Source organism: Paenibacillus sp. P36 (genome assembly GCF_045866505.1).
GTDB lineage: Bacteria > Bacillota > Bacilli > Paenibacillales > NBRC-103111 > Paenibacillus_E > Paenibacillus_E chondroitinus.
Window position 1 is genome coordinate 285,001 of sequence record NZ_AP038372.1, and the last position, 15,360, is coordinate 300,360.

12 protein-coding genes, 8 tRNA genes and 1 rRNA gene are annotated in these 15,360 nt (G+C 47.6%); 17 read left to right on the forward strand and 4 right to left on the reverse strand.

The annotated features are described in order from the left end of the window. Window positions 1-78: 78 nt before the first annotated feature. The 9 genes from ACKTT9_RS01250 (at window position 79) to ACKTT9_RS01290 (ending at window position 3,958) form a co-directional block, all read left to right on the forward strand. Window positions 79-2,996 (forward strand): 23S ribosomal RNA (locus tag ACKTT9_RS01250). A gap of 117 nt (window positions 2,997-3,113) precedes the next feature. Continuing rightward, a tRNA-Ser gene (locus tag ACKTT9_RS01255) sits at window positions 3,114-3,205 on the forward strand. 29 nt (window positions 3,206-3,234) lie between these two features. After that, a tRNA-Met gene (locus ACKTT9_RS01260) sits at window positions 3,235-3,311 on the forward strand. A gap of 16 nt (window positions 3,312-3,327) precedes the next feature. After that, a tRNA-Val gene (locus ACKTT9_RS01265) sits at window positions 3,328-3,403 on the forward strand. A 46-nt stretch (window positions 3,404-3,449) separates the two neighbouring features. Continuing rightward, a tRNA-Thr gene (locus ACKTT9_RS01270) sits at window positions 3,450-3,525 on the forward strand. 27 nt (window positions 3,526-3,552) lie between these two features. After that, window positions 3,553-3,629 (forward strand) — tRNA-Asp (locus ACKTT9_RS01275). A gap of 45 nt (window positions 3,630-3,674) precedes the next feature. After that, window positions 3,675-3,747: transfer RNA gene (locus ACKTT9_RS01280), tRNA-Phe, on the forward strand. Window positions 3,748-3,794: 47 nt separating this feature from the next. Further along, window positions 3,795-3,876, forward strand: a tRNA-Tyr gene (locus tag ACKTT9_RS01285). 9 nt (window positions 3,877-3,885) lie between these two features. Continuing rightward, window positions 3,886-3,958, forward strand: a tRNA-Lys gene (locus ACKTT9_RS01290). Between the two features lie 111 nt (window positions 3,959-4,069). Here the strand turns inward: ACKTT9_RS01290 and ACKTT9_RS01295 are convergent. The 4 genes from ACKTT9_RS01295 to ACKTT9_RS01310 all read right to left on the reverse strand — a co-directional run bounded on the left by ACKTT9_RS01295 (window position 4,070) and on the right by ACKTT9_RS01310 (window position 7,020). Continuing rightward, entirely contained in the window at window positions 4,070-4,372 is a 303-nt protein-coding gene (locus ACKTT9_RS01295; RefSeq protein WP_127458386.1) for an MTH1187 family thiamine-binding protein, read from the reverse strand. A 93-nt stretch (window positions 4,373-4,465) separates the two neighbouring features. Then, window positions 4,466-6,028 carry a GMC family oxidoreductase gene (locus tag ACKTT9_RS01300; protein ID WP_407870204.1) on the reverse strand — a complete coding sequence of 521 codons (1,563 nt, stop codon included), beginning with the start codon at window positions 6,026-6,028 and terminating at the stop codon, window positions 4,466-4,468. Next, window positions 6,025-6,621: a gluconate 2-dehydrogenase subunit 3 family protein gene (locus ACKTT9_RS01305; protein WP_407870205.1), complete on the reverse strand. Its 597-nt coding sequence runs from the start codon at window positions 6,619-6,621 to the stop codon at window positions 6,025-6,027. Before ACKTT9_RS01305 ends, ACKTT9_RS01300 begins: the two co-directional genes overlap by 4 nt. Before the next feature lie 6 nt (window positions 6,622-6,627). Then, window positions 6,628-7,020 (reverse strand): hypothetical protein, encoded by a 393-nt coding sequence (locus tag ACKTT9_RS01310; protein WP_407870206.1) that lies wholly within the window; start codon window positions 7,018-7,020, stop codon window positions 6,628-6,630. 235 nt (window positions 7,021-7,255) lie between these two features. Here ACKTT9_RS01310 and ACKTT9_RS01315 point away from each other — a divergent pair, with 235 nt between their 5' ends. From ACKTT9_RS01315 to ACKTT9_RS01350, 8 genes are all read left to right on the forward strand, one after another. Further along, window positions 7,256-8,107: a C40 family peptidase gene (locus tag ACKTT9_RS01315; RefSeq protein WP_315955111.1), complete on the forward strand. Its 852-nt coding sequence runs from the start codon at window positions 7,256-7,258 to the stop codon at window positions 8,105-8,107. A gap of 131 nt (window positions 8,108-8,238) precedes the next feature. Next, window positions 8,239-9,354: a PucR family transcriptional regulator gene (locus tag ACKTT9_RS01320; RefSeq protein ID WP_407870207.1), complete on the forward strand. Its 1,116-nt coding sequence runs from the start codon at window positions 8,239-8,241 to the stop codon at window positions 9,352-9,354. 113 nt (window positions 9,355-9,467) lie between these two features. Next, the gene (locus ACKTT9_RS01325) at window positions 9,468-10,589 is read left to right on the forward strand and encodes an ABC transporter ATP-binding protein (RefSeq protein ID WP_157323753.1); all 1,122 of its coding nucleotides are present in this window, start codon (window positions 9,468-9,470) and stop codon (window positions 10,587-10,589) included. A gap of 192 nt (window positions 10,590-10,781) precedes the next feature. After that, window positions 10,782-11,723 (forward strand): HPr(Ser) kinase/phosphatase, encoded by a 942-nt coding sequence (gene hprK, locus ACKTT9_RS01330; RefSeq protein ID WP_145668175.1) that lies wholly within the window; start codon window positions 10,782-10,784, stop codon window positions 11,721-11,723. 42 nt (window positions 11,724-11,765) lie between these two features. Next, on the forward strand, window positions 11,766-12,743 hold the full coding sequence (gene lgt, locus ACKTT9_RS01335; protein WP_407870208.1) for a prolipoprotein diacylglyceryl transferase: 978 nt from the start codon (window positions 11,766-11,768) through the stop codon (window positions 12,741-12,743). After that, window positions 12,721-13,380, forward strand: coding sequence for a pyrophosphatase PpaX (gene ppaX, locus ACKTT9_RS01340; protein ID WP_407870209.1), 660 nt, complete (start codon window positions 12,721-12,723; stop codon window positions 13,378-13,380). Before lgt ends, ppaX begins: the two co-directional genes overlap by 23 nt. Next, entirely contained in the window at window positions 13,377-13,853 is a 477-nt protein-coding gene (locus ACKTT9_RS01345) for a DapH/DapD/GlmU-related protein (protein ID WP_127458376.1), read from the forward strand. The genes ppaX and ACKTT9_RS01345 overlap by 4 nt, the downstream gene beginning before the upstream one ends. Before the next feature lie 232 nt (window positions 13,854-14,085). Continuing rightward, on the forward strand, window positions 14,086-15,297 hold the full coding sequence (locus tag ACKTT9_RS01350) for an ATP phosphoribosyltransferase regulatory subunit (protein ID WP_407870210.1): 1,212 nt from the start codon (window positions 14,086-14,088) through the stop codon (window positions 15,295-15,297). Window positions 15,298-15,360 lie beyond the last annotated feature (63 nt).

Sequence of the window (15,360 nt, forward strand, 5' to 3'; positions counted from 1 at the left end):
AACGAAATGAAACGTAAAGTAAGAACTTAGGTAGCATGATCTTTGAATCTTGCGAAATTTTCAAATGTATTTTTTCTAGGTTAAGCTAGAAAGAGCACACGGAGGATGCCTAGGCACTAGGAGCCGAAGAAGGACGTGGCGAACGACGAAATGCCTCGGGGAGCCGTAAGCAGGCTTTGATCCGGGGATGTCCGAATGGGGGAACCCAGCTGTGGTAATGCGCAGTTACTCAATAGTGAATACATAGCTATTGTAGAGGCAGACCCAGGGAACTGAAACATCTAAGTACCTGGAGGAAAAGAAAACAAAAGTGATTCCGTCAGTAGCGGCGAGCGAAAGCGGAATAGCCCAAACCAAGGAGCTTGCTCCTTGGGGTTGTAGGACCTCATCATGGGGTTAGTTTGGTAGGCGAAGTGATCTGGAAAGGTCCGGCATAGAAGGTAAAAGCCCTGTAGCCAAAATCGAACGAATCTCCTAGAGGTATCCTGAGTACGGCGGGTCACGTGAAACCCCGTCGGAATCCGGCAGGACCATCTGCCAAGGCTAAATACTCCCTAGTGACCGATAGTGAAGCAGTACCGTGAGGGAAAGGTGAAAAGCACCGCGGAAGCGGAGTGAAAAAGAACCTGAAACCGTGTGCTTACAAAAAGTCAGAGCCCTCTATATGGGTGATGGCGTGCCTTTTGTAGAATGAACCGGCGAGTTACGTTCCCGTGCGAGGTTAAGTCGAAAAGACGGAGCCGCAGCGAAAGCGAGTCTGAATAGGGCGCTTGAGTACGTGGACGTAGACCCGAAACCGTGTGATCTACCCCTGTCCAGGGTGAAGGTGAGGTAACACTCACTGGAGGCCCGAACCCACGAATGTTGAAAAATTCGGGGATGAGGTGGGGGTAGCGGAGAAATTCCAATCGAACTCGGAGATAGCTGGTTCTCCCCGAAATAGCTTTAGGGCTAGCCTCGGATGTTGTGAGTTGTGGAGGTAAAGCACTGATTGGGTGCGGGGCCCGCCAAGGGTTACCAAGTCCAGTCAAACTCTGAATGCCACAAACTTAAATCCGGGAGTCAGACAGTGAGTGCTAAGATCCATTGTCAAAAGGGAAACAGCCCAGACCATCAGCTAAGGTCCCCAAGTGTGTGTTAAGTGGGAAAGGATGTGGAGTTGCACAGACAACCAGGATGTTGGCTTAGAAGCAGCCACCATTGAAAGAGTGCGTAATAGCTCACTGGTCGAGTGACTCTGCGCCGAAAATGTAACGGGGCTAAACACGCCACCGAAGCTATGGCTTGCACGTATGTGCATGGGTAGGGGAGCGTTGTATGTACGTTGAATTCTGACCGTAAGGACAGGTGGAGCGCATACAAGTGAGAATGCCGGTATAAGTAACGAAAAGATCAGTGAGAATCTGATCCGCCGAAAACCTAAGGGTTCCTGAGGAAGGCTCGTCCGCTCAGGGTAAGTCGGGACCTAAGGCGAGGCCGAAAGGCGTAGTCGATGGACAACAGGTGGAAATTCCTGTACCACCGTAGCCGTTATGAGCAATGGAGTGACGCAGAAGGATAGTGACGCGAGCTGATGGATGCTCGTCCAAGCAGTGAGGCTGGTTAGTAGGCAAATCCGCTAACCGTAAGGCTGGGCTGTGATGGGGAGGGAAATTTTAAGTACCGAAGGTCATGATTTCACACTGCCAAGAAAAGCTTCTAGCCAGGCGAAGGTGCCCGTACCGCAAACCGACACAGGTGGGTGAGAAGAGAATTCTAAGGCGCGCGGAAGAACTCTCGTTAAGGAACTCGGCAAAATGACCCCGTAACTTCGGGAGAAGGGGTGCCTCGGTAGGGTGAATAGCCCGAGGGGGCCGCAGTGAAAAGGCCCAAGCGACTGTTTAGCAAAAACACAGGTCTGTGCGAAGCCGCAAGGCGAAGTATACGGGCTGACGCCTGCCCGGTGCTGGAAGGTTAAGAGGAGTGGTTAGGAGCAATCCGAAGCTATGAATTGAAGCCCCAGTAAACGGCGGCCGTAACTATAACGGTCCTAAGGTAGCGAAATTCCTTGTCAGGTAAATTCTGACCCGCACGAATGGCGTAACGACTTGGGCGCTGTCTCAACGAGAGATCCGGTGAAATTTTAATACCTGTGAAGATGCAGGTTACCCGCGACAAGACGGAAAGACCCCATGGAGCTTTACTGCAGCTTGATATTGGACTTTGGTACGATCTGTACAGGATAGGTGGGAGCCTTTGAAGCCTGAGCGCCAGCTTGGGTGGAGGCGCCGTTGGGATACCACCCTGATCGTATCGGAGTTCTAACCTGGTACCGTGATCCGGTATGGGGACAGTGTCAGGTGGGCAGTTTGACTGGGGCGGTCGCCTCCTAAAATGTAACGGAGGCGTTTAAAGGTTCCCTCAGAATGGTTGGAAATCATTCGCAGAGTGCAAAGGCATAAGGGAGCTTGACTGCGAGACCTACAAGTCGAGCAGGGACGAAAGTCGGACTTAGTGATCCGGTGGTACCGAATGGAAGGGCCATCGCTCAACGGATAAAAGCTACCCTGGGGATAACAGGCTTATCTCCCCCAAGAGTCCACATCGACGGGGAGGTTTGGCACCTCGATGTCGGCTCATCGCATCCTGGGGCTGAAGTAGGTCCCAAGGGTTGGGCTGTTCGCCCATTAAAGCGGTACGCGAGCTGGGTTCAGAACGTCGTGAGACAGTTCGGTCCCTATCTGTCGCGGGCGTAGGAAATTTGAGAGGAGCTGTCCTTAGTACGAGAGGACCGGGATGGACGTACCGCTGGTGTACCAGTTGTCTCGCCAGAGGCATCGCTGGGTAGCTATGTACGGAGGGGATAAGCGCTGAAAGCATCTAAGCGCGAAGCCCCCCTCAAGATGAGATTTCCCAGTATGTAAGACCCCTTGTAGACGACGAGGTTGATAGGTTCGAGGTGGAAGTGCGGCAACGTATGCAGCTGACGAATACTAATCGGTCGAGGGCTTAACCTAATATAGGGATCTTTAATCGAAGATTAAAGTCTCTCTGCTTGAAACCTAAGAATTCAACTTTACGCAAGTTTCGTATCTAGTTTTCAGGGAATAATAATTCCTGAGTATATATGTCTTGGAGAGATACCCAAGTGGCTATAAGGGGACCCTCTGCTAAGGGGTTAGACTGCGTAAGTGGTGCGAGGGTTCGAATCCCTCTCTCTCCGCCAGTTCCAAACATATATAACACCTTTTATGTGGCGGCGTAGCTCAGCTGGCTAGAGCGTACGGTTCATACCCGTAAGGTCGGGGGTTCGAGCCCCTCTGCCGCTACCATAAAACCATTCCAGATGGAGGCTTAGCTCAGCTGGGAGAGCATCTGCCTTACAAGCAGAGGGTCGGCGGTTCGATCCCGTCAGCCTCCACCACTTTACTCTAAAAAGTGAATTGTTTCCAAGTTGGAGTTTCCGATACGCCGTTGTAGCTCAACTGGTAGAGCAACTGACTTGTAATCAGTAGGTTGGGGGTTCAAGTCCTCTCGACGGCACCATTCACTTGGTGCAAATTGAATTGTCATGGAGCCGTGGTGTAGAGGCCTAACATGCCTGCCTGTCACGCAGGAGACCGCGGGTTCGAATCCCGTCGGCTCCGCCATTCATCTTTTTCGTTGAATGGGACAAACTAAAAAGAAGTACATAAGGCTCGGTAGCTCAGTCGGTAGAGCAGAGGACTGAAAATCCTCGTGTCGGCGGTTCGATTCCGTCCCGAGCCATTGAGATGGTTGTGCTGCTGCAACGCAGCACGGTTATCTCGCAATCTGGAGGCTTAGTGAAGTGGCTAAACACGGCAGACTGTAAATCTGCTCTCTCCGAGTTCGGTGGTTCGAATCCATCAGCCTCCATTTTCCTAAGAGCCATTAGCTCAGTTGGTAGAGCACCTGACTTTTAATCAGGGTGTCGTAGGTTCGAATCCTACATGGCTCACTTTTATAAGCAAACACTCAAGGCCGCGAGGGTCTTTTTTTGTTTTTACAATACTGATTACTTTTAACCGCTCATAATACAAAAAAGCATCCCTGGCGAGGGATGCTTTTTTTATTTCAACTTTTCTGCAACCGACTGCATTTTTTGAGACATGGAGGCCGCTTTATCACGGCGATCGTCGATTTTAATGGAGGTGGATACACGCTGTGCGCCATTCGTGAAAGGAACCTCATGTACAGCACGAATGACCTCCAGAATTCGATCTAAGGAGCCTTCTAGAATAGTTCCCATGGGTGTCATTTCGAAGGTAATATCCGCGTGTTTTTCTAGTTCTTTGTGAAGATCAGCCACATATCCGCTAAGACTTGTTGTTGCTGTCCCGATTGGGATAATCGTGAATTCTGCAATAGCCATGTATGTTGACGCGCTCCTTTCGTCTTGCCTGCTATGCTCTATTGTAGATGTTGGAAGATAGGAGATGCAACTAAACGATAGAGCAGCGCTGTCTTAAATGCTTGCAAGTTCTATAATATAATCCGCAGTCCTTGCAGCAAGGGCCATAACCGTGTTGGTCGGATTGCAGCCACTGGAGGTCACGAAGAGACTTGCATCGCAGATGAAAAGATTCGGTATATCATGGCTTTGGCCGTACGTGTTGACGACAGATGTAGCCGGGTTATTTCCCATGCGGCATCCCCCCATGAAATGCTGCGTATCCGGTACAACGAAAGCAATTTCGCCTCCAGCTGCTTTGAGGATAAGCTGCATGTTGTCTACTGCGTGATCAATGAGTTTGCGATCATTATCTCCGTAATTAAAGGTGACAGCGGCACGTGGCATACCGTAGTCATCTTTTTCGTCAGATAAGGAGATATGGTTATCCCATTGAGGAAGAACCTCTCCTACCATCGTGAGCCGTCCGTAGTGATTGTAGTTAAGCATAGCTTGTCTTAGCCCTGATCCCCAAAGAGGATCTTGTGTCGATTTGCTGATCCCTTCGGCCATATCTATAGGTCTGGAACCGTGAGAATGAATCGTATAGCCGCGAGCATAACCACGCCGAGGATCCGTCTCATAGAAATCCTGAGTAGATGCTAGCACAGGAGTCCCTTTATAAAGACGAACCTCTTGTTCAAATTTGGCATACACATCGTTGCTGCTATGCGTCATAATAGCACGGCCTACCCATCCGCTAGAATTAGCTAGACCGTCAGGAAATTGTGGAGACGCGGAATGAAGCAGCAAACGAGGTGTTTCGACGGCATGTGCGGATAAAATAACCGTTTTGGCACGCTGCCTGTACTCCGTTCCCTGGTGGATGAAGAGCACACCGCTGGCATGACCGTTTGCGTCAACTTCGATCTGCGTGACCATGCAATCGGGGAGGATCTCTGCGCCAGCTTTCACAGCTTTGGGGATATGTACGGTCAAGGTGCTGAATTTGGCATTCGGCATGCAGCCTTGGATGCAGAAACCGCGGTTGATGCAGGGAGGACGACCGTCAAAGGGAGCAGACAGAATGGCAAGCGGAGTAACTGCAGATTGAATGCCGAGTGCTTCACAGCCCTTTTGAAACAGATAGGCGTTGGGACTTAAAGGGTCTCGCTCCGGATAGGGATAAGGCCCCCGAAAGTTGCCCCATGGAAAGTGTTTAGGTCCGGAAACGGCAATTTCTTTTTCAATCCGATTATAGTAAGGTTCAAGATCTTTGTAATGAATGGGCCAGTCTTCTCCTACCCCATCGATGGATTTGGTTTTGAAATCCGATTCATGAAATCGTAAGAAAACGCCCGTAAAGTTTTGCGTTCCCCCGCCGACTCCTCGTCCCGAATTAGAGTAACCCATGCCTAATGGAACTGTCCCGTCTACAAGCCGGGTATCTTCCCATCCCAACTGCCGCATACTCAACTCGTCACTAGCAAAATTCTTCTGAGGATCTCGCCAAGGTCCGGCATCCAATACAACGACACTGAGACCGGCTTCACTCAGTTCTTTGGCCAGAACGCCGCCAGCGGCGCCTGCTCCCACGATTAAGATATCAACCTCGTCTTGCTCGTATCTCCTCTTCATTGCTCCTTCACAGCCTCCCAGGGGTCAAGCTGGCCTGTTTCTGCGCGAACATAACCACGCGGATAGGCAGGACCGCCAAACCCAATCTCCGACCATACCAAAGGATGAGAATAATAAGCCTCGACACTGAGCTTCAGCAGTTTTTGAAACAAAGCTTTCTGCGGTACGCCTTCCCAATTTTCAGTCAGAGGGTAACTGTCGCTGCTGATTTGCAGCATAATGTGTCGCTGAGACGTCTCATCCAGTTGAAAAAAAGGTTTGCTGCTATCAATCCAGCCAGTCTCATCAATGGCTTTAAGCCCTTGACGTAAAAGTGTGCGCGAAGGGGGGACATTCATTTTTCGCTGCCCCTCGCCTTTGTCCTGTGTGAGAACCTCGTCGATATGACAGAGGACGTACTGAATGATTTCACCTCGATTATCATCCATAAGCAGCGAACACCAAGTCCGCAATGTTTCTGCCTCTACCTGTGTGAGGAACTGATACATGGTTTCACGCTGTAAACGTGCATTTACAATAGCCCGAGTGTTGGCATCCCATTCCTTTTGCTCATCCATGACGTTATAAGTCGGATAATAGCTATGATTTGTCATCGTCAATCAACCTCCATAAATGGCAGCAAGACCAAGAATACTTAAAAAAGAAAATAGTAGAGGCATCAGCACCGGCGGTCCTGTGAGAAAATTTCGTAAAGCAAAGCCGCCTACTCTTTTACGTACACCACTTAGATGAAAAGCAAAGCCGATTAATCCTTGAAGGACCCCAAGCCAAAAGATGAGATGCACAGCCGTATACCAACCATGGCGATTGACCAGCGTGCACAGAATGGAGACAAAACTGATAAGAAAAGACAGAATGACTGGACTCCACATTATTTTCTTATGAAAGTTTTGACGATAGTGCGATAAAGTCACTTGAATCCATAAGAGGAGATAGGCGACCCCAATCAAGAGTATAATGACTCGGTCCAAAGACCATTGCGTCCAAACCATATGTAGTACCTCCCTATAGGACGAATATCCCTTGTACAATTATTTCCAAAAAAACGAAGTTTATGAGCACGTTGTCCTTAATGACGCACGGATGAAAGATTTGTTAGCATTACCAATCATGTGTGTGTAAGGAAACATTTTAGGAATGAAAGTCTTTTCATAGACATGGTAATCTTGTACTAGATTAAATGGACTTTTCCATATCTACTAACAAATACGTACTGGAGGATTTAAGATGATAAAGATTCTTGCAAGACGCACAGTTGGAATAACGGCAGCGGTAACGATTGCACTGTCAGCAACAACAGCTATTTCCGCATACGCCGCTAATGATGATATGGATGCAGTTTCACTAGCGAAGAAAATGGTAGGAGTCGATTATTCCAAAGGTAGCGAAACGCCTGGTGCGGGGTTTGATTCCTCGGGCTTGATTTATTATGTCTACCAAACGCTGGATTACTCGATTCCAAGAACGCTTGCGGATCAATTTAAAATGAATAAAAAGACAATCACGGATATGTCCAAAGCGGAACCAGGTGACGTCTTGTTCTTTGGCAGTGGTAAGAATCCATCTTTTGCTGGGATCTATGTCGGTCAAGGGAAAATGGTTATGTCTTCCCAAAGCAAAGACGAAGTCGTCACTCGTAGCGTAAATGACTATAAGAGCAGTTTCATTGGCGGTAAAAGTCTTCTTTCCTCCAAGGATCGGTTGAAAGCTGAACTTATTTTGACTGCTCAGAAATACTTGGGTACACCATACGTTTTTGGTGCGAAATATGGACAAACCAAAACGATGGATTGCTCGTCATTTGTGAAAACCGTATTTGCTGAGTACGACATCACGCTGCCGCGGGTTTCTCGCGATCAAGCAAAAGAAGGTAAGTTTGTCAGCAAAAGCGACTTGCAGACCGGCGACTTAGTTTTCTTTACAACTGTGGATTCAGGTAAAAATATTGGACATGTCGGGATTTATGTAGGGGATGGCATGATGATCCATACGTATGGTGAAGGCGGCGTGAAATTCACCTCGATTAACAAAGAGTGGTGGGCGGATCATTACGTGACGGCACGTAGGGTTTTAAACTAGAAGAATAGCTACCATTGAATGGAACCCTTATGCAGCCTAGTTGCAGGAGGGTTCTTTTCCATGAAACCTGCCAAATATGGTACAATAGGGAGATAGAGATAGAAGAAAGCTAGGACTAAGGAGAGACGCAGATGGATTGGGAGCGCATAAAAGAACGTTTGGAAGCGGTTTTACAGACACCTATGCACATTGGTTTGATCTCTGAAGCAGATTGGTTGCACTTATCCGAAGAACAAGCCGAACACCCGGCGAGCTTTTGTCGAAGTATTGAACGTGGGCAAGATGTGTTGTTTTATTTAGCTAAGGAACATAAGGATATACGCGTTTTACAGATTGCTGGAGGCAAGCTGACGGCATCTGAGCGTAAACTCGTTGAAATGACAGTTGAGTCCAAACAAACACAGGAAAAGAAACAACGTGGTATTTATCTGTCTGAAGATGAAAGAAGAGCTCATCAGTTAAGGGATTGGCTGCTTCAGCAAATGGAACTCGGTTCAACTTACGCGGAGCTTCCAGATGCGCTTGCTTCACAATCCTCACTGTATTCAACGAAAATTCCGCTGCTTTTGTACGGGGATTACTCTCAAAGCCAGAGCGTTTCTTACGCGGAGCTGAAGAAGCTGCTGGAATCTTTCTTTGAATCGGAGATTATTCTGATTCCTCTCATGGATAAAGAATGGCTGATTCTAGCGCCGGAAGGTTTGCTAGCGAGCGGGAGCGAGGAGCGCGAGGGTGACGAAGAAGAAAGTGTAGAACAAATTCTAGATGCCCTGGGTTCAGGTTTATATGAAATGCTCGCGAATGAGTGGGTGGGAGAATGCCATCTAGCCATCGACTATCCGGTGAAACCCGCGAAATCGCTGTTTGCTACGATTCTCAAACTAAGGGAAACGATCATGCTGGGACGCTCTTTTCACGTAGGCAGCTTCATTCATCTTCGATGGGAGCTTCGTTTGGAAAAGCTTCTGCATCTGATTGAGGAAGAAGAGAAAGCGGAATTCCTGGAGCAGGTGCTGCGCGGCACCGACCATGCGTTGGACGCAGAGACGGTTACAACCCTTGAACATTTCTTCACACTAGACTGCAATGTTAGTGAAACGGCGAAGAAGCTTTATATTCATAGGAACACACTATTATATCGGTTGGACAAGTTCAAAAATGAGACCGGACTGGATGTTCGAACGTTTAATCATGCGGTATTAGTGAGACTTGCACTATTATTGTACAAAGTAACGAAAAGAAAGTGATTTTTTTGTAGGTATTGTGCATAGTCAGTCCGGGCTTCGTGGGGTAAGATGAGTATAGTCAAAAGTTGATGAACAAGTAGTGTACATCGATAAACCGTAGGGGGAATGAACACATGGCAGGCGTACGTTTAAATCATATCGTTAAAAGATATTCTGGTGCAGAAGAATCTACAGTTAAAGATTTCCATCTTGAAATTGCAGATAAAGAGTTCGTCGTATTGGTTGGAGCTTCCGGTTGCGGAAAATCCACAACTCTTCGTATGATCGCAGGATTAGAGGAAATCACTGAGGGTGAACTTTACATCGGAGACCGCCTAGTTAATGATGTCGCTCCTAAAGACCGCGATATCGCGATGGTTTTCCAATCCTATGCCCTTTACCCGCATATGACTGTTTATCAAAACATGGCATTCGGTTTGAAACTTCGTAAATTCAAAAAAGCTGATATCGATGCTCGCGTTCGCGAAGCAGCGAAAATCTTGGATATCGTTCACTTGCTGGACCGCAAACCAAAAGCTCTTTCCGGTGGTCAACGCCAACGTGTTGCTTTGGGTCGTGCGATCGTTCGTGAGCCACAAGTATTCTTAATGGATGAGCCGCTTTCCAACTTGGATGCGAAACTTCGCGTACAAATGCGTGCGGAAATCACAAAATTAACAAAACGTCTTGGTGTTACGACAATCTACGTAACGCATGACCAAATCGAAGCAATGACAATGGGCGATCGCATCGTTGTTATGGATAAAGGTATCATTCAACAAGCAGCTACACCTGAAGAAATCTACAACTTCCCAGTGAACATCTTCGTTGCGGGCTTCATCGGATCCCCATCCATGAACTTCATGACAGGTACACTTTCACAAGAAGGAAGCGGAATCTTCTTCAAAGCAGGTTCTGTTAACGTTGAAGTTCCAGCTGGTAAAGCACAAGTACTGAAAGACAAAGGATATGTTGGTAAAGAAGTGATTCTGGGAGTTCGTCCAGAAGACATTCACGAAGAGCCAGTATTCTTGGAAGCTTCCCCGAACACAGTATTCAACGTTAACGTTGAATTAACTGAGAACTTGGGTCACGAAATGTACTTGTACCTGAACGGTATCGGCGCTAACACAGTTATCGCACGTGTAGATGGCCGTTCCGGAATCAAAGAAGGCACAAACGTGAAATTGGCTTTGGATATGAACAAAGTTCATTTCTTCGATAAAGAATCCACATTGTCCATCTTAGCGAAATAAGTTGGAACTGAAGGAACTGAAAGGCCAGCCCTAATCGGCTGGCTTTTTTGCTGTTTGGGGAGAAACAGGGAGTTTGCGAACACTTTAGTTGATTTCAGTATCGTATTCCTTTACGATGAAACTATTGGATAGAAATGAGTATGAGCAGATGAAGCAGGTTTTGCTCAGGCAAAACGCAGAGGAGATAGGACGATGGCCAAAAAGGTGAAGGTTTCCGAGTTAGTGGAACAACTCCATATGGAGGTTCTTGCAGGTGAATCTGGGCTCAAACGTGCGATAACAACCGGAGATTTGTACCGTCCGGGTCTCGAGATGGCGGGTTATTTCAATTATCATCCGAGAGAACGTATCCAAATGCTAGGGAAGACAGAAATCACCTTCATGGAGATGTTAACGACAGGTGTTCGCAGAAACCGGGTAGAGCAGCTATGCGCTCCGGAGGAAACACCTTGTATCATCGTGACACGAGGGCTGGATATTCCAACGGAGCTGTTGGAAGAAGCGACAAAACGTGATCTTCCCGTGCTTCGCAGTCAAATGTCGACAACCATTTTCGCAAGCCGATTAACAGGGTTTTTGGAAAATAAATTAGCGCCAAGCACGACGATTCATGGCGTACTTGTCGATGTCTATGGAATCGGTATGCTCATTACAGGCAGCAGCGGGATCGGAAAAAGCGAAACAGCGCTTGAGCTTGTAAAAAGAGGGCATCGCTTAATTGCCGATGATGCCGTTGAAATACGTCAAAACGGAGATAAAGTGCTGACAGGGAACGCGCCGGAATTGATCCGGCATTTGCTCGAAATCCGCGGCGTCGGTATTATCAATGTGATGACATTGTTCGGAGCTGGAGCGGTACGAAATGTGAAGAAAATTTCCGTTGTGGTGAAATTGGAGAATTGGCAGCAAGACAAGCAGTATGATCGCTTAGGCTTAGATGAGGAGCTCACACGTATCATTGACACCGATTTACCGCTCGTAACGATTCCAGTACGACCTGGACGAAATTTAGCGGTTATCGTAGAAGTGGCGGCGATGAACTACCGTTTGAAGCGGATGGGATACAACGCGGCGCTGCAGTTTACGAATAAACTGACGGAATCGCTGAACGAAGATTATGAGGATTTTGATTGAGATCTGGCTAGAAAGATAGTTAACATCTGAAGGAGTGAAACTATGTTAGAAAGCGTTGCGTTCTCCCTTGGACCGATTCATGTCCGATGGTATGGCATTATTTTAGGTACAGCAGCATTAATCGGGCTACTATTGGCCATTCAAGAAGGAAAACGATTCAAGATTATTCCTGATTTTTTCATGGATTTGTTGCTGATTGGCGTGCCTTCTGCCATTGTTGGGGCAAGAATATATTATGTGGCCTTCCAGTGGTCGGATTATAAGAATAACTTGGCTGAAATTTTCATGATCTGGCACGGTGGGATCGCTATCTACGGGGCGTTAATCGGCGCCATTATCGGTGTGTATTTCTATGTTAGAGCAAAAGGCTACGGTTTCTTGCGGATTGCGGATATTTGCGCGCCAGGTTTAATCGTTGGCCAAGCGATTGGGCGTTGGGGCAATTTCATGAATCAGGAAGCACATGGGGGCCCTGTTTCGGAGTCATTCCTGCGCGACACGCTGCATTTGCCTAATTTTATTGTGAATCAAATGAATATTGAAGGCACGTTTTATCACCCGGCGTTTCTGTATGAATCTTTGTGGAACATTGTAGGATTGTGTGTGCTTCTATGGCTTCGCCGCAGACCATTCTTACGAGCTGGAGAGCTCTTCTTCGGTTACTTCATCTGGTACTCCATAGGAAGATTCTTCATTGAGGGCTTACGCACGGATAGTTTGGATTTCACAGGTCCTGCATGGCTGGCTTCGTTTGTTAATGCACTTTGGTCGCCGATGAAAGTTGTTTTTGAGCCGGGTGTAATGACGTATGGCGGCAACGTGAGATTCTCGCAGCTGTTAGCGCTTTTGCTTGTCGTAGGAATGGCCATTTTAATTATCGTTAGAAGGAAAAAAGGGTATGCCACTGTTCGTTACGCGGACCCGATTGTTTCCTCAAAAATAGTAGATAAAAATAGCGTAGTGCAAGATCAAGAGCAGCGAGATAAAGGAGCAGATTATGATTCAAACCGTACTGTTTGACCTGGATGGCACCATTGTGGATACTAATGAACTGATTGTGCAGTCCTTTTTGCATAGCTTGGAAGGCGAGACGCCAGAACCCGTAGGCCGGGAGTTAATCATTCCGAATATGGGGCGGCCGCTTGTCGAGCAAATGGAGTTTTTTACAGGAAGAAAAGAAGTGGAAGAGCTAATCAAGAAATATCGAACATTCAACCTGTCCAAACATGATGAGCTTGTTAGAGAGTTCCCTAACGTGCGAGCGGTTATGAAGAAATTGCATGAGAATGGGATTAAAATCGGCATCGTGACCAGCAAAATCAGACAAACGACGCTAATGGGCTTGAAATTGTGCGGATTAGACGAGTTCGTGAGCACGATCGTAACTGTAGAAGATGTGAAGGAAGCGAAACCGCACCCGGAAGGCATTCTCGCTGCACTTAAGGTACTGGGAGGAACGCCGGATCAAGCCGTGATGGTGGGAGACAGCCATTATGACATTGAAGCCGCGAAAAATGCGGGTGTGATATCAGTTGGCGTGACCTGGTCATGGAAAGGCCGCTCTTACTTGGAGGAGTACAGTCCGGATCACCTGATTGACGATATGTTCGATCTGCTGCCTATCGTGGGTCTCACGTCGGATGTGGATGCTCATTGAGAAAAACGGACAGGTACCCGGTTGAGGGTCCTAATGCCCTGTGGCAGATCTATCATACCGTCAGCAAATGGAAGGCGATTCGTAATTTCGTATTCATACAGATAACGCGATATTCGCCTTCGCTGCGGATGAAAAACTGGATCTACCGGCATATCCTTGGGATGACGGTGGGAGAACACACAGCATTTGCCTTGATGGTCATGGTGGATGTGTTTTTTCCAGAGAAGATACATATTGGCAATAATACGATTATCGGGTATAACACGACGATATTGGCTCATGAATATTTGACCAAGGAATATAGGCTTGGCGATGTTCATATCGGGTCCCATGTGATGGTAGGGGCGAATACGACGATTCTGCCAGGTGTAACGATCGGGGACTACGCAATCATTGGCGCAGGTTCGGTCGTGCACAAAGATGTTGCTCCGCATAGTTTTGTCGCAGGAAATCCACTGCAAACCATACGTTAATTTCAAATTGAGAAATAAGAGTTGTGCGCTATTGAGCTGTACAGCTCTTTTTCTTTGTGAAGGTAAAGAAATTGTAAATGTAAGGAACTAGTGAAAGAGGCAATTGACGGTCCTAGGGTTACGTGATAAAATAGCCGTACATTCTTTATTTTGGTAGTATGGTAGCACGTTAACGCACTAAAGTGACAAGAAAGAAAAACAGAACTGAATTTATAGATGTTGAGGTGAGACGGTGTCAAAGCCAAAAGTATTTGAAAAGCCGTTAGGGGTCAAGGATTACTTGCCTGAAGCGGTCACGAAGCTGCGCAACATAGAATACCGTGTATTGGCTTGTATGGAACGTTGGGGATATAACCAGATTCTTACACCTACACTTGAATATTACGATACCGTTGGGGTGGCAAGCTCCACAGAAGATAAGAAGCTTTTTAAACTGTTAGATCGCAAAGGTCAAACGCTGGTATTGCGTTCTGAATTGACAGCTCCTATTGCACGTGTAGCTTCATCTCTATTGAAGGAACATGCGTTCCCATTGCGTTTATCCTATCATTCGAACGTGTTTCGCGCGATAGAGGAGGAAGCAGGACGGGATTCGGAGTTTTACCAAACAGGTGTTGAACTCATCGGGGATGCTTCGTCAGAGGCTGACGCTGAGGTTGTGGCCTTGGCAGTTGCTTCGCTGCAAGCGGCTGGCGTTGGTACATTCAAGATTGCACTCGGCCATGTAGGGTTCTTGAACGGATTGTTCCAGGAAACACTGGATGGCCGCAGTGATGCGCAGCTGAGCTTGAAGGAACATTTGCTCGCTCGTGATTATGTCGGATACCGTGAAGCCATCAAGTCACTGGCTCTTACGCCAGAGGTGGAGCGGGAGCTAATCGGCGTGTTAAGACTTAGAGGCGGAGATGAGATTTGCGAGCAAGCTCGGATGGTCTCTCAGCACCCTATCGCGCAGGATGCAATTCGACATCTATGTGAAGTGTGGGATGTTCTGAAAGCTTATGGCGTAAGCGAACACGTTGTTATCGATTTAACGATGATTGGAGATTTCTCCTACTATACAGGCATGACATTTGAAGGATATGCGGCAGACCTTGGCTTCCCTGTGTGCAGCGGTGGCAGATACGATAATCTGCTGAGCCAGTTCGGGCGGCCTGCGCCGGCGACGGGTTTTGCGCTCAAGACGAACCGCATTCTTGAAGTGAACGGCGGAGAAGCTGTAGCGACACCTAAGCGCGTGTTGATTGCTTACGATGCTGAGCATCGCGAAGAAGCGCTCCAACTAGCCAAAGCTAAGCGGGGCAGCGAGGAGACGGCTGTGGTCATTACGCAGCTGGTGAGCGAACCAGGAGCTTGGTCGAAGGCACGACTTGCGAAAGAAGACGGTACTTATGAGGTGCGTGGCATCGCATATCAGGAAGTTATAGCGCTGTTAGCGCAATAAGGCAAACACAAAGCAGGTAGGAGAGCGCAGATTAAGCGCTTTTCCTCCAGCGATCGGAAGGTA